The sequence below is a fragment of the Sphingomonas eleionomae genome, assembly GCF_049889035.1.
Taxonomy (GTDB): domain Bacteria; phylum Pseudomonadota; class Alphaproteobacteria; order Sphingomonadales; family Sphingomonadaceae; genus Sphingomonas.
In genome coordinates this window covers 348,855-361,141 of sequence record NZ_JBLTWP010000001.1, presented here as the reverse complement: position 1 = coordinate 361,141, position 12,287 = coordinate 348,855, and the positions used below count along the sequence as shown (strand labels likewise).

Sequence of the window (12,287 nt, the reverse complement as noted above, 5' to 3'; positions counted from 1 at the left end):
GATCCTCGTTCCGGGGAAGGAAGGTGCCCGCCTATAGGCGTGTTTTCTGCCCTAGGGCAATCACCCGAATTCGAATGTGCCGGTCTGGTGGGATCAGTTCTGATTGAGAAGGATGATGATTTCATCCTCGCGGCTGACGCCCATGCCCTTGCGCAGCAGTTCGTCGACCAGATCGGGATCAGCCTTGCCCTTTAACAGGCGCACCCGGTTCGCCAGTTGCTGCCGCTGTTGCTGAAGCGCAGCATATTGCGCCTGTTTGACGCGCATCTGGCGGTTATATTCGCGGTAGTTCAGCAGGCCATTGGCACCCAGCACGGCATTATAGGCAAAGATGCCCATAAAACCGATTGCCAGGGACGGGACGACCGCCCTCCACAGAATTGACCGGATGACCCCACCTGCCGACATGAATGATTCATGGCCGACCCGAATCGGCGAATCAAGTGGTTACTGAGGGATTAAGTGATGCACCTTAGTCATAATCCGGCGGATCCTGCGGCCAACACGATCAGCTTCCACGATTTTCTGGCCGTCGATATCCGAGTGGGGACAATCCTGTCCGCCGAACCCTTTCCCGAAGCGCGCAAGCCGGCGCTGAAACTGGTCATCGATTTCGGCCCCGGCATCGGCCAGCGCAGGTCGAGCGCACAGATCACCCGCCACTATACGCCCGACGATCTGATCGGCCGTCAGGTCGCGGCCGTCGTCAATTTCCCGCCGCGCCAGATCGGCAAGTTCATGTCAGAGGTGCTGACACTCGGCTTTCCCGACGCGACTGGCGAAGTGGTGCTGTTTCGCCCCGACCATCCGGTGCCCGACGGCGCGCGCCTGTTCTGACGCGCGCTGCCGGGCCGGTCGGACGATCAGCCGCGCAGGACGCTGCGCCCGGCATAGACCGCTGCGTCGCCCAGCTCTTCCTCGATGCGGATCAGCTGGTTGTACTTGGCAAGCCGGTCGGAACGGGCAAGCGATCCCGTCTTGATCTGACCGCAATTCGTGGCGACCGCCAGGTCGGCGATCGTCGCATCCTCGGTCTCGCCCGACCGGTGCGACATGACGGCGGTATAGGACGAACGCTGGGCCAGGCTGACCGCCGCCAGCGTTTCGGTCAGCGTACCGATCTGGTTCACCTTGACCAGCAGCGAATTGGCCAGGCCCTGTTCGATCCCCATGGCAAGCCGCTTGGGATTGGTGACGAACAGGTCGTCGCCGACCAGCTGCACCTTGTCGCCCACGGCGTCCGTCAGCGCCTTCCACCCTTCGAAATCGTCCTCGCCCATGCCGTCCTCTATCGACAGGATCGGATAGGCGCGGGTCAGGTCGGCCAGATATTCGGCCATCTGGACCGGCGTCAAAGACAGGCCTTCGCCGGTGATCTCGTACCGGCCGTTCTTGAAGAACTCGGTCGCAGCGCAATCCAGCGCCAGCATCACGTCTTCGCCCGGCTTGTATCCGGCCGCCTCGACACTCGCCATGATGAAGTCCAGCGCCTCACGCGTGCTGGCGATGTTGGGGGCAAATCCGCCCTCGTCACCCACGCCTGTCGCCAGCCCCTTGTCATGCAGCTTCTTCTTCAGCGTGTGAAAGATCTCCGCGCCGCAGCGGACGGCTTCGCCGATGCTCTCGGCACCGACGGGCATGATCATGAACTCCTGGAAATCGATGGGGTTGTCGGCATGCTCGCCGCCATTGATGATGTTCATCATCGGCACCGGCAGAACATGCGCCGAAACGCCGCCGACATAGCGGTAGAGCGGCAGGCCACGGGCATCGGCCGCTGCCTTCGCCGCTGCCAGCGACACGCCCAGGATGGCGTTTGCGCCCAGTCGGCTCTTGTTCTCCGTACCGTCCAGCTCGATCATTGCCTGATCCAGATCGGCCTGATCCTCGGCATCCATGCCGGTAATCGCCTCGAAAATCTCGGAATTGACCGCCTCGACCGCTTCGGTCACGCCCTTGCCCATGTACCGAGACTTGTCGCCGTCCCGCTTTTCCACCGCTTCATGCGCGCCAGTGGATGCGCCGGACGGGACGGCGGCACGCCCGAAGCTGCCGTCTTCCAGCAACACGTCGACCTCCACCGTGGGATTGCCCCGGCTGTCCAGGATCTGGCGAGCATGAATGTCGATGATTGCGGTCACGAAATGGTCCTCCTAGATGTGAGGGGCGCGTTGGGCGCCGGTCGTTCTTGCGGCAGCCTCTATCGGCAGATTGGCCGTGGGGCAATCGAGGCGGCGCTGGAACCAGCTGGCCCGGCACGGGTTGACTGGATGAATTCGAATGGAGGGATCGACCCATGACTGAATCCACCGAAACCACGCCTCCGACGGGCGATGCCGAAGCCGCATCGGCGGCGAATGCCAAGCCGAAGCCTGCCGAAGCCATCAAGCACGAAGCTTCCAAGCTGGGCGTCCAAGCTGCCGACAAGGCCCGCGGCTTTGCCGAAGAAGGCAAGCAGAAGGCATCTGGCGCGCTTAACGAGTTCGCCCGGATGATGGACGACGCTGCCAGCACGGTCGATGAGAAGGTCGGCCAGCAATATGGCCAGTATGCGCGGTCGGCGGCCAGCGCCGTTGCCGGGTTGGCCGGGACCATCGAGCGCAAGGATGTTGACGAGCTGGTCGACGATGTCCGCGATTTTGTGCGCAAGTCGCCTGCCGTGGCGATTGGTGCTGCCGCTGCCATCGGGTTCGTGCTGGCACGGGTGATCAAGTCGGGCATCGATGGCGTCGCTGACGCTGCCGAAACGGCTGACGAGAGCGGTACCAAGGGCTGATCATGGCGGCGAGCGGGGCGTTTTGCCGTGGCGGATGAGCACGACCTGGAAACCGTACCCAAGCTGATGGGTCAGCTGGTCAAGGATGCCCGAGCCTATGCAAAGGCAGAGGCCGTCTTTGCCGAAGCGGTCGCTCGCGACCGGGCCCGGGATGCGATCATCCTGGTTGGATTGGGTGCCGGCGCGCTGGCGATAGGCACGGCCATCATGCTTGCCATTCTGGTCGGCCTGATGTTGCTGCTACAGCCGATCGTCGGTCTGGTCTTTGCCATGCTCTTCGTCATCGTGCCGAGCGTGGCGCTGGTTGCGTTGCTCGCGCTGACGGCGCGGTCGCGCGCACGCCGCCTTGTCCGTCCGCTGGACCCCACCTCCCCTGCGGCGGAACTTGATGAATGAGCAGCCCGATCGACCCCCTGACTGCCCGCCAGATGGCCAATGCTGCCCGTCGGCAGATGGACGTCACGGCGGCGCGCCTGCGCGATCAGCTGGGCCCGGACGAGGTGCTGGAACGCCTGTCCAGCGCCGCTGCGCGCAAGGGACAGCAATTTGCCGCCGGACTGGCCGGCAAGGCGGCGACCAGCAAACCTGCCATGATCGGCGCGGCGCTGATCGGATTGTTGGTGCTCGTGAAACGGCTAGGCCGTGGAACCGGCGCCCGGTCAGTCAGGTTGGACGAACACGAGTTAGATTCACCGGAAAAGGACGAGCAATGACCGACTCCGCAAAGACGAAGAACGGCAAGGCCAGCGTGAAGCGCAAGGTTTCCAAGGCCATTGACAGCAGCCGGGAACAGACGAGCCGCCGGGTCGAGGATAATCCGCTGGCGGTCCTGGGAGCAGGCATTGCCGTCGGCATGATCGCCGGGGCGCTGTTGCCAAAAACGCAGAAGGAAAAATCGGTGCTGGGCCCGCTCGGCAAGCGAATCACCGCAACCGCCGGTGCGGCTGTCGCCGCCGCCCGTGAAGTCGGAAAGCAGGAGCTGAGCGCGTTGACGCCCGACACCAGCAGGGCCAAGGCGCGCGCAGGCTCGATCGTCGAGCACGTCCTGCTCGCCGCCAAGGAGGCGGGACGCGACGCAGCGAAAAAATCCGGCTGACCCCGGTTACCCGGGGTTGAGACTGCGCCGCATTGCGGTAAGCGGGACGGATCATTCTCAAGCCCCGGGAAACAGCCGATGAGCAAACTGCACCTGGTATTCGGCGGCCGCGTCAGCGACCCGCAGACCCTTGATTTCGCCGATCCGTCAAAGCTGGACGTGGTCGGCATCTATCCGGATTACGCCGCCGCCGAAAAAGCCTGGCGTGCAGCCGCGCAACGCACGGTGGACGATGCCGAAATGCGGTATGTTGTCGTCCATCTGCACCGCCTGCTCGAACCAGAAGCATAACCAACAAAAAAGGCCGTCTCCTCAACGGGAAGCGGCCTTTTTGCTTTTGCCTCGGGCGAGCCGGTCGGGATCAGATGAATTCGATGTTGCTGACTTCGTACCAGCGATCGCCGGCGGGCACGGTCACTTCGATCTCGTCGCCGACCTTGCGGCCGATCAGCGCGCGGCCCAGCGGCGAATTATAGCTGATCATGCCCGTCTTGGCGTCCGCTTCGGCCAGACCGACGATCTGATAACGGACCGCCTTCTCATCCTCGTCGATCAGCGTGACGGTCGCGCCGAACACGATGCGGTCGCCGGACAGATCGCGCGGGTCGATCACCTGGGCACGGGACAGCTTGTCCTCGATATCCGCGATCGACGCTTCGATCTGGCCCTGACGCTCCTTGGCGGCGTGATATTCGGCGTTTTCCGACAGGTCGCCATGCGCGCGCGCTTCCTCGATCGCATCAACGATCTGCGGACGCTCGGCCTTCAGCGCCTTGAGCTGCTCGCTGAGCATCTCGTAGCCCCGCGCCAGCATCGGCATCTTCTCGACGGTCGCCATCCCTCAAACCCTTTACATCAATATCTTGTCCCAAGCGGCCCATCCCCTGACCGCCCGCACCAGTCACCAATGATCCGGGATCAATTGTGCGATTTCGAATAATAGGCCTGCAGGGGACGCACTTCAAGAGAGTGGCCGCGCATTGCCTGGATTGCCTGTGCGGCGGCGACGCTGGCGGGGGCCGTGGTGAAATACGGCACCTTCTGCGCAACGGCCGAAGCGCGGATCGACGCTGAATCCTTCAGCGACTGCCACCCTTCGGTCGTGTTGAAGACCAACGTCACCTTGCCATCCAGGATCCGGTCGACAATGTGCGGCCGACCCTGCGCCACCTTGTTCACCCGCTCCACGGCGATGCCCTGCTCCGCCAGGTAATCGGCGGTGCCGCCCGTCGCGATGATGGCAAAGCCCAGATCCGACAGGATGCGGACGCCCGGCAGGATGACCGCCTTGTCGCTGTCCTTGACGCTGACGAACACCGTACCGCCCTGAGGCAGGGTGACGCCGGCGCCAAGTTGCGATTTGGCAAAGGCGGTGGCGAAATCGCGGTCGATACCCATCACCTCGCCCGTCGATTTCATTTCGGGCGACAGCACCGGATCGACGCCGGGGAAGCGCGCCCAGGGGAACACCGCTTCCTTGACCGCGATATGATCGATGTGGCGGCTCACGGCCGGCATGTCGCGCAGCATTTCGCCCGCCATCACGCGGCTGGCATATTTCGCGATGGGCGCGCCGATTGCCTTGGCAACAAAGGGCACCGTGCGGCTAGCGCGCGGATTGACCTCGATCAGGTAAACCTCGCCATTCTTGACCGCAAACTGGATGTTCATCAGCCCCTTGACCTTCAGCGCATGGGCAAGCGCCTCCGCCTGACGCTCGATCTCGGCAATGATGTCGGCGGGCAGGCTGTAGGGCGGCAGGGAGCAGGCGCTGTCGCCCGAATGGACCCCCGCCTCCTCGATATGCTGAAGCACGCCGGCAACGACGACATCGGTGCCGTCGCAGATCGCGTCCACGTCCACTTCGATCGCATCGCGCAGATACTGGTCGATCAGGACGGGGCTGTCCCCGGACACCTGCACCGCCGTCTGGATATAGTCATCCAGCTGCGCCTGCGTATCCACGATCTCCATCGCCCGGCCGCCAAGAACATAGCTGGGCCGCATCAGCACGGGATAGCCGATGCGTTCGGCAGCGGCGACCGCCTCGTCCCGACTGCGCGCCAGCCCATTGGCGGGCTGTTTCAGGCCCAGCTTTGCCACCAGTGCGGCAAACCGCTCGCGATCCTCGGCCAGGTCGATGGCGTCGGGGCTGGTGCCCAATATGGGGATGCCCGCCGCCTCCAGCGCCTTGGCCAGGTTGAGCGGCGTCTGCCCGCCAAACTGCACGATTACGCCGACCAGCTCGCCGGACGAGCGTTCCACGTCCAGGATTTCCAGCACGTCCTCGGCCGTCAGCGGCTCGAAATACAGCCGGTCCGACGTGTCATAATCGGTCGAAACCGTTTCCGGGTTGCAATTGACCATGATCGTTTCGAACCCGGCATCGGACAGCGCGAAACAGGCATGACAGCAGCAATAATCGAACTCGATCCCCTGCCCGATCCGGTTCGGCCCGCCGCCCAGGATCACGATCTTGCGACGCTCGCTCGGCATCGCCTCATTCTCCGGCTCGCCAAAGCTGGGCGCTTCATAGGTCGAGTACATGTAAGGCGTCTTGGCCTCGAACTCGGCAGCGCAGGTGTCGATGCGCTTGAACACCGGCCGCACGCCCAGCTTGTGGCGCAGCGCGCGGACATCCGCCTCGTTCACCCCGCCGGTCATCGCCTTGACCGCTTCGTTGATCAGGCCGCCGCGCGCCTGAAACCGGTCGCGCAGGCCCGCCGACTGCACCGCCAGATAGGCGAGCCGCTTGTCGGAAAAGCCCATCGCCTTGAGCCGGCGCATCCCCGCCGCATCGCGCGGCAGGCCATCGGCGCGGATTTCGTTTTCCGCGTCGACAATCTCCTTCATCCGCTCAAGGAACCACGGATCGTATTTCGCAATCGCGTGGACCTCGGCAACGGTAAAGCCCTCGCGCAGCGCCTGCGCCGCGACGAGCAGCCGGTCGGGCGTCGCCTGGGCCAGCGCCGCCTCGATCTCCGCACGCGGCGCGCCGACCAGATGGTCGACATCGTTGAACCCGGACAATCCGGTTTCCAGGCCGCGAAGCGCCTTTTGCATCGATTCATGGATGTTGCGGCCGATCGCCATCACCTCGCCCACCGATTTCATCGCGGTGGAGAGCAGCGGCTCCGATCCCTTGAACTTCTCGAACGCAAAGCGCGGGATTTTCGTTACGACATAATCGATGGTGGGTTCGAAGGATGCGGGGGTCGCGCCAGTGATGTCGTTGGTGATTTCGTCCAGCGTGTACCCGACGGCCAGCTTCGCCGCGACCTTGGCAATGGGAAAGCCGGTCGCCTTGGATGCCAGCGCCGAGGAACGCGACACGCGCGGGTTCATTTCGATGACGATCAGGCGGCCATCCTTTGGATTTACCGCGAACTGGACGTTTGATCCGCCCGTTTCCACGCCGATCTCGCGCAGCACCGCGATGCTGGCGCTCCGCATGATCTGATATTCCTTGTCGGTCAGCGTCAACGCGGGCGCGACCGTGATGGAATCGCCGGTATGGACGCCCATCGGATCGACATTTTCGATGGAGCACACGATGATGCAGTTGTCGTTCCGGTCGCGGACGACCTCCATCTCATATTCTTTCCAGCCGAGCAGCGATTCCTCGATCAGCACCTCGGTGGTGGGCGACGCGTCCAGCCCGCCGGTGACGATGCGGATGAACTCTTCCCGGTTATAGGCGATGCCGCCGCCCGTGCCGCCCAGGGTAAAGCTGGGGCGGATGATCGCGGGCAGGCCGGTGATCTCCAGCGCGGCCAGCGCCTCCTCGATGGTATGTGCGACGGCGGAGCGGGCGGATTCCAGCCCGATCTTGTCCATCGCCTGACGGAATTTCTGCCGGTCCTCCGCCTTGTCGATCGCCTCTGCATCCGCGCCGATCATCTTGACGCCGAACTTCTCAAGCGTGCCGTCGTTGAACAGCGCCAGCGCAGTGTTCAGCGCGGTCTGACCGCCCATCGTGGGCAGCACGGCGTCGGGCCGCTCCTTCTCGATGATCTTGGCGACGATGGCGGGGGTGATCGGCTCGACATAAGTCGCGTCCGCCAGCTCCGGATCGGTCATGATCGTCGCCGGGTTGGAGTTGACGAGGACGATGCGATAGCCCTCCTCCTTCAACGCCTTGATCGCCTGCGTGCCCGAATAATCGAACTCGCACGCCTGGCCGATGACGATGGGTCCTGCGCCAATGACGAGGATGGAAGAGATGTCTGTTCTTTTGGGCATATGACCTATCCGGAATATGATTTTGCGAGCCAGCCTGCGGCTGCCGCGCCGAGAATTTTGGCAACATCCCATGCGCCTTTGCCCAATGGCAAAGCAGAGAACCGCCCCCGCAAACTTTTACGCTCAATATTCTCCGCAGCGGCCATCGCGCTGGCATTCAAACTAAAAGTTACTGTCCGATGGCAATCGAAACATTCCTCAAACATCGTTCCAAAACCATTGGCTTGCCATGTCTTTGCTACTTGCTTCAGTTCATCGTAGCTTTGACTGGGCGCAAGCGCGGACAAAGACAGGATATGAAAACGATGCTTTTTGGCCCATCGAACTGCTTTGACGAGAAGCTTGGGTGCTTCGATGGGGTCTTTAAATTCAAGCACGCAGCATCCCCACAAACCGCTGGAACAGATAGAAGCTGTCCTGCGGGCCGGGGCTGGCCTCCGGGTGATATTGCACGCTGAACGCGGGGCGGTCGGTCAGTTCGATCCCGCAATTGCTGCCGTCGAACAGCGACACATGGGTTTCCCGCGCATTCGCGGGCAGCGTGTCGCGGTCCACCGCGAAACCGTGGTTCATGCTGGTGATCTCGACCACGCCGTCGTCCAGCCGCTTGACCGGATGATTGGCGCCGCGATGCCCCTGAAACATCTTGGTCGTTTTCGCCCCCGCTGCCAGCGCCAACAACTGATGACCGAGGCAGATGCCGAACACCGGCACCTTTTCCTCCAGCAGCTGCTTGATCGGGGCCAGCGCATAGTCCCCCGTCGCCGCCGGATCGCCGGGGCCGTTGGACAGGAACACGCCGTCGGGGTTCAGCGCCATGATCTGATCATAGGTCGCCTCGGCCGGCACCACGCTGACCTTTGCGCCTGCGGCGACCAGATTGCGATAGATGTTGCGCTTGGCGCCGTAATCCACGGCGACGACATGAGGCCGCTCGGCGGGACTGCGCCCTTCGACAGGCTCAGGGTGAGCGGCCGGGGGAGCATCCGCCAGAGATCCTTCATCCGCTCGTCCTGAGCCTGTCGAAGGACGCTCACCCGCCGCTTCATAGCCGAAGCCAAGCCGCCAGATGCCGCCATCCCACGTGCCGTGGGTTTCGCGCGTCACGCTCTTGGCCAGGTCCATCCCCTCCAGCCCCGGCCAGGCGCGCGCCTGTTCCAGCAGGGCGGGAATATCGAACTCGCCGGTGGCGGAATGGGCGATCACACCGTTCGGTGCGCCACCGCCGCGGATGCGCCGGGTCAGCGCGCGGGTATCCACCCCGGCCAGGCCGATGCGGTTATGCTTTGCCATCCATTCGGACAGCGTTTCGACGCTGCGGAAATTGCTCGGCTGGGTCGGCATCTCGCGCACGATCATGCCCAGGGCATGGGGGTCGTCCGCCTCGAAATCCTCGGGGTTCGCGCCGACATTGCCGATATGCGGAAAGGTGAAGCAGATCATCTGACCGGCGAATGACGGGTCGGTCATGATTTCCTGATACCCGGTCATTGCGGTGTGGAAGCACACTTCGCCGACCGCCGATCCTTCTGCGCCGAAACCATGGCCCCAGATCACGTCGCCGGACGCCAGTACCAGCACCCCCGTCGCTCCTTCAGGTGCAGGCATAGTCGAGGCTTCGGCCATGGGGGTGGGCGCTCCTTATCTGGGTTCCGGCAATGTCGCTAAGTGTCGGCGGCTAGACTCGATGAACGGCCGCGTCAATCTGTTAATCCCACAATGTTCAGGCTATCGGGGACGTTTCAACCTTTGCCGGGAAGCCCCATGATTCGGGATGATATCAAGACCGCGCTCGTCACCGCGATGAAGGGCGGCGACAAGCCGACAACCGCGACAATCCGCATGATTCAAAGCGCGATCAAGAACCGCGACATCGAATTGCGCACCGCCACCGCACAGGGCGACGACGACACCGTGGTCGTCGATGTGCTCCAGAAAATGGTCAAGCAGCGCCGCGAATCGATCGCCATGTACGAACAGGGCGGCCGTGCAGAGCTGGCCGCGATCGAGGCGGCGGAGGTCGCGGTCATCGAACGCTTCCTGCCGCAACAGATGAGCGAGGCCGAAACCACCGCGGCGATCGAGGCGATCAAGGCCGATATCGGCGCGGCGGGCATGAAGGACATGGGCCGCGTGATGGCGGAGCTGAAATCGCGCCACGGTACCCAGCTCGACATGAGCAAGGCCAGTGGCCTGGTAAAGGCTGCGCTGGCGGGGTGACGCTAACCCCCGCCTTTCTCGACGAATTGCGCGCACGCACCACGCTGTCTGCGCTGGTCGGGCGGACGGTCAAGCTTGTCCGGGCGGGTCGGGAATACAAGGCGTGCTGTCCGTTCCACAATGAAAAGACGCCCAGTTTCTGGGTCAACGACGATAAAGGTTTTTACCACTGCTTCGGGTGCGGGGCGCATGGCGATGCCATCCGCTGGATGACGGATCAGCGCGGCCTTGGCTTTATCGATGCGGTCAAGGAACTGTGCGATGCGGCCGGGATGCAGATGCCCGCGCCCGATCCGCGCGCGGCGGAAAAGGCGGAGCGGGCAAAGGGGCTGCACGAGGCATGCGCCGATGCCGCCGCCTGGTACGCCGACCAGCTGTGGGGCGTGAACGGGGCGGAGGCCCGCGCCCTCTTGGAACGGCGTGGCATCCGGGCACAGACGGCCCGCGCGTTCGGCATGGGCTTTGCACCCGACAGCCGGCGGGGCATCCGTGACGCGCTCAAGGACTATGGCGACCGCCTGCTGATCGAGGCGGGGCTGCTGATCGAGGTGGAGGGCAAGGAACCCTATGACCGGTTTCGCGGCCGGTTGATGATCCCGATCCGCGATCCGCGCGGCCGGGTCATCGCCTTTGGCGGCCGCATCATCGGGGACGGCGAACCGAAATATCTGAATTCCCCCGAAACGCCGCTGTTCGACAAGGGGCGGCAGCTTTACAACCTCGACCGCGCCAGCGCCGCCGCCCGCCGGACGGGGCGGATCATCGCGGTCGAAGGGTATATGGACGTGATCGCGCTCGCCCAGGCCGGGTTTGAGGAGGCGGTCGCCCCGCTTGGCACCGCGATGACCGAGCATCAGCTGGAACGGCTTTGGCGAATGGCGGATGTCCCCATCCTGTGCTTCGACGGCGACAGTGCGGGGCAAAAGGCGGGCATCCGCGCCGCCACCCGCACCCTGCCCATGCTGGCACCGGGGCGCAGCCTGTCGTTCGTCACCCTGCCCCAGGGTCAGGACCCGGACGACCTGGTCCGCTCTGCCGGACCGGCCGCGTTCGAGGCGCTGCTGGCCAAGCCCGAACCGCTGGTTGACCGGCTGTGGCGGCACGAACTGGCCGCCGAGCCGCTGGATACGCCTGAACAGCGGGCCGGGCTGAAGCGGCGGCTGACCACCCATGCCCGTGCGATTGCCGATCGCGGCGTGGGCGAGGAATATCTGGCCGAGTTTCGCAACCGGGCGGACGCGCATTTCGCCCCGCCCCGCCGCGACAATCCCGGCGGCAGCGCGCTCCGCCGTCCCCAGGCACGCGGCCAGCGGGGCAAGCCGTGGTGGACCCCGCCCGATCCGCCCCCGGTGGACGAGGCGCGGGCGATCGGTGCCGGCGGCATCGACCGCGTGCTGGCCAAGGCAGTGCTGGCCGGCCTGATCCGCCATCCGGCGGAAATCGCGCGGCATCTGGAGGTGCTTCATTCGCTTGCCCGCGCCGACACTGCCCTGTCTCGCCTTTTCGAGGCGGTGATCGATGTCGCGCTGGAAGATCAGGCGCTTGATACTGACCGGCTGCGCACCATATTGGCGAAATCCGGTTTCGATCAGATGGCAACCGATATGCTGCGTGCTGACGGGCTTGCGTTCAGTTTCACCCGGCCGATCGCGCATGGCGAGGCGGACGATCCGGTCCGGCATGCCGAAATTGACGACCAGCGCCGCCGCGCCGCATCCGATCTGGGTGAGGCGATCGCGATCCTGGCCGCGGGGCCACGGGTGGAACGAGCACTGGCAGAGGCGACCGCTGCGGCATCCGCCAGTGACGATCCCGCCGCGTTCGACCGCCAGCAGGCCTTGCTGCGCGAGTCGATTGCCTTGAAGGCACGGCTTGCAAATCTGATGGTATCGGACAAAGACGATTTAGAATCACCGCGGTCGGGCAGCGCGGGATGAGTTTCGAGGGTTTTTG

Annotated in this window: 14 protein-coding genes; 8 read left to right on the top strand and 6 right to left on the bottom strand. The window is 64.0% G+C overall.

Annotated features, from left to right (window positions below):
- Window positions 1-93: 93 nt before the first annotated feature.
- Window positions 94-408: an FtsB family cell division protein gene (locus tag ACNI3Q_RS01705; RefSeq protein WP_426273606.1), complete on the bottom strand. Its 315-nt coding sequence runs from the start codon at window positions 406-408 to the stop codon at window positions 94-96.
- Between the two features lie 57 nt (window positions 409-465).
- Between ACNI3Q_RS01705 and ACNI3Q_RS01700 the strand changes: the two genes are divergently transcribed.
- A complete protein-coding gene (locus ACNI3Q_RS01700) occupies window positions 466-837 on the top strand; it encodes a tRNA-binding protein (protein WP_426273604.1) in 372 nt (123 codons plus the stop codon).
- A 26-nt stretch (window positions 838-863) separates the two neighbouring features.
- Here ACNI3Q_RS01700 and eno read toward each other — a convergent pair whose 3' ends face one another.
- Window positions 864-2,141, bottom strand: a complete 1,278-nt coding sequence (gene eno, locus ACNI3Q_RS01695) for a phosphopyruvate hydratase (RefSeq protein WP_426273602.1) — start codon at window positions 2,139-2,141, stop codon at window positions 864-866.
- A gap of 155 nt (window positions 2,142-2,296) precedes the next feature.
- Here eno and ACNI3Q_RS01690 point away from each other — a divergent pair, with 155 nt between their 5' ends.
- From ACNI3Q_RS01690 to ACNI3Q_RS01670, 5 genes are all read left to right on the top strand, one after another.
- The gene (locus tag ACNI3Q_RS01690; RefSeq protein WP_426273600.1) at window positions 2,297-2,776 is read left to right on the top strand and encodes a hypothetical protein; all 480 of its coding nucleotides are present in this window, start codon (window positions 2,297-2,299) and stop codon (window positions 2,774-2,776) included.
- Window positions 2,777-2,803: 27 nt separating this feature from the next.
- A complete protein-coding gene (locus ACNI3Q_RS01685) occupies window positions 2,804-3,172 on the top strand; it encodes a phage holin family protein (RefSeq protein WP_426273598.1) in 369 nt (122 codons plus the stop codon).
- Window positions 3,169-3,489, top strand: a complete 321-nt coding sequence (locus ACNI3Q_RS01680) for a hypothetical protein (protein ID WP_426273596.1) — start codon at window positions 3,169-3,171, stop codon at window positions 3,487-3,489. Before ACNI3Q_RS01685 ends, ACNI3Q_RS01680 begins: the two co-directional genes overlap by 4 nt.
- Entirely contained in the window at window positions 3,486-3,872 is a 387-nt protein-coding gene (locus ACNI3Q_RS01675; RefSeq protein ID WP_426273594.1) for a hypothetical protein, read from the top strand. The genes ACNI3Q_RS01680 and ACNI3Q_RS01675 overlap by 4 nt, the downstream gene beginning before the upstream one ends.
- A 78-nt stretch (window positions 3,873-3,950) precedes the next feature.
- Window positions 3,951-4,163, top strand: a complete 213-nt coding sequence (locus tag ACNI3Q_RS01670) for a DUF4170 domain-containing protein (protein ID WP_426273592.1) — start codon at window positions 3,951-3,953, stop codon at window positions 4,161-4,163.
- Window positions 4,164-4,233: 70 nt separating this feature from the next.
- Here ACNI3Q_RS01670 and greA read toward each other — a convergent pair whose 3' ends face one another.
- From greA to carA, 4 genes are all read right to left on the bottom strand, one after another.
- Window positions 4,234-4,710 (bottom strand): transcription elongation factor GreA, encoded by a 477-nt coding sequence (gene greA / locus ACNI3Q_RS01665; protein ID WP_426273590.1) that lies wholly within the window; start codon window positions 4,708-4,710, stop codon window positions 4,234-4,236.
- Between the two features lie 80 nt (window positions 4,711-4,790).
- The gene (carB, locus tag ACNI3Q_RS01660; protein ID WP_426273589.1) at window positions 4,791-8,114 is read right to left on the bottom strand and encodes a carbamoyl-phosphate synthase large subunit; all 3,324 of its coding nucleotides are present in this window, start codon (window positions 8,112-8,114) and stop codon (window positions 4,791-4,793) included.
- 5 nt (window positions 8,115-8,119) lie between these two features.
- Complete coding sequence (locus ACNI3Q_RS01655; protein ID WP_426273587.1) at window positions 8,120-8,491, bottom strand: hypothetical protein; 372 nt, start codon at window positions 8,489-8,491, stop codon at window positions 8,120-8,122.
- The gene (gene carA, locus ACNI3Q_RS01650; RefSeq protein WP_426273585.1) at window positions 8,484-9,740 is read right to left on the bottom strand and encodes a glutamine-hydrolyzing carbamoyl-phosphate synthase small subunit; all 1,257 of its coding nucleotides are present in this window, start codon (window positions 9,738-9,740) and stop codon (window positions 8,484-8,486) included. The genes ACNI3Q_RS01655 and carA overlap by 8 nt, the downstream gene beginning before the upstream one ends.
- 138 nt (window positions 9,741-9,878) lie before the next feature.
- On the opposite strand from carA, the gene ACNI3Q_RS01645 reads away from it, so the two are divergent.
- Window positions 9,879-10,334 (top strand): GatB/YqeY domain-containing protein, encoded by a 456-nt coding sequence (locus tag ACNI3Q_RS01645; RefSeq protein ID WP_260019669.1) that lies wholly within the window; start codon window positions 9,879-9,881, stop codon window positions 10,332-10,334.
- Entirely contained in the window at window positions 10,331-12,271 is a 1,941-nt protein-coding gene (gene dnaG, locus ACNI3Q_RS01640) for a DNA primase (protein ID WP_426273582.1), read from the top strand. The genes ACNI3Q_RS01645 and dnaG overlap by 4 nt, the downstream gene beginning before the upstream one ends.
- Window positions 12,272-12,287: the final 16 nt, after the last annotated feature.

Coding starts and splice junctions, on each gene's coding strand:
- ACNI3Q_RS01705 (WP_426273606.1), bottom strand. CDS start 408: ATGTCGGCAGGTGGGGTCATCCGGTCAATTCTGTGGAGGGCGGTCGTC.
- ACNI3Q_RS01700 (WP_426273604.1), top strand. CDS start 466: ATGCACCTTAGTCATAATCCGGCGGATCCTGCGGCCAACACGATCAGC.
- ACNI3Q_RS01690 (WP_426273600.1), top strand. CDS start 2,297: ATGACTGAATCCACCGAAACCACGCCTCCGACGGGCGATGCCGAAGCC.
- ACNI3Q_RS01680 (WP_426273596.1), top strand. CDS start 3,169: ATGAGCAGCCCGATCGACCCCCTGACTGCCCGCCAGATGGCCAATGCT.
- ACNI3Q_RS01675 (WP_426273594.1), top strand. CDS start 3,486: ATGACCGACTCCGCAAAGACGAAGAACGGCAAGGCCAGCGTGAAGCGC.
- ACNI3Q_RS01670 (WP_426273592.1), top strand. CDS start 3,951: ATGAGCAAACTGCACCTGGTATTCGGCGGCCGCGTCAGCGACCCGCAG.
- greA (WP_426273590.1), bottom strand. CDS start 4,710: ATGGCGACCGTCGAGAAGATGCCGATGCTGGCGCGGGGCTACGAGATG.
- carB (WP_426273589.1), bottom strand. CDS start 8,114: ATGCCCAAAAGAACAGACATCTCTTCCATCCTCGTCATTGGCGCAGGA.
- carA (WP_426273585.1), bottom strand. CDS start 9,740: ATGGCCGAAGCCTCGACTATGCCTGCACCTGAAGGAGCGACGGGGGTG.
- ACNI3Q_RS01645 (WP_260019669.1), top strand. CDS start 9,879: ATGATTCGGGATGATATCAAGACCGCGCTCGTCACCGCGATGAAGGGC.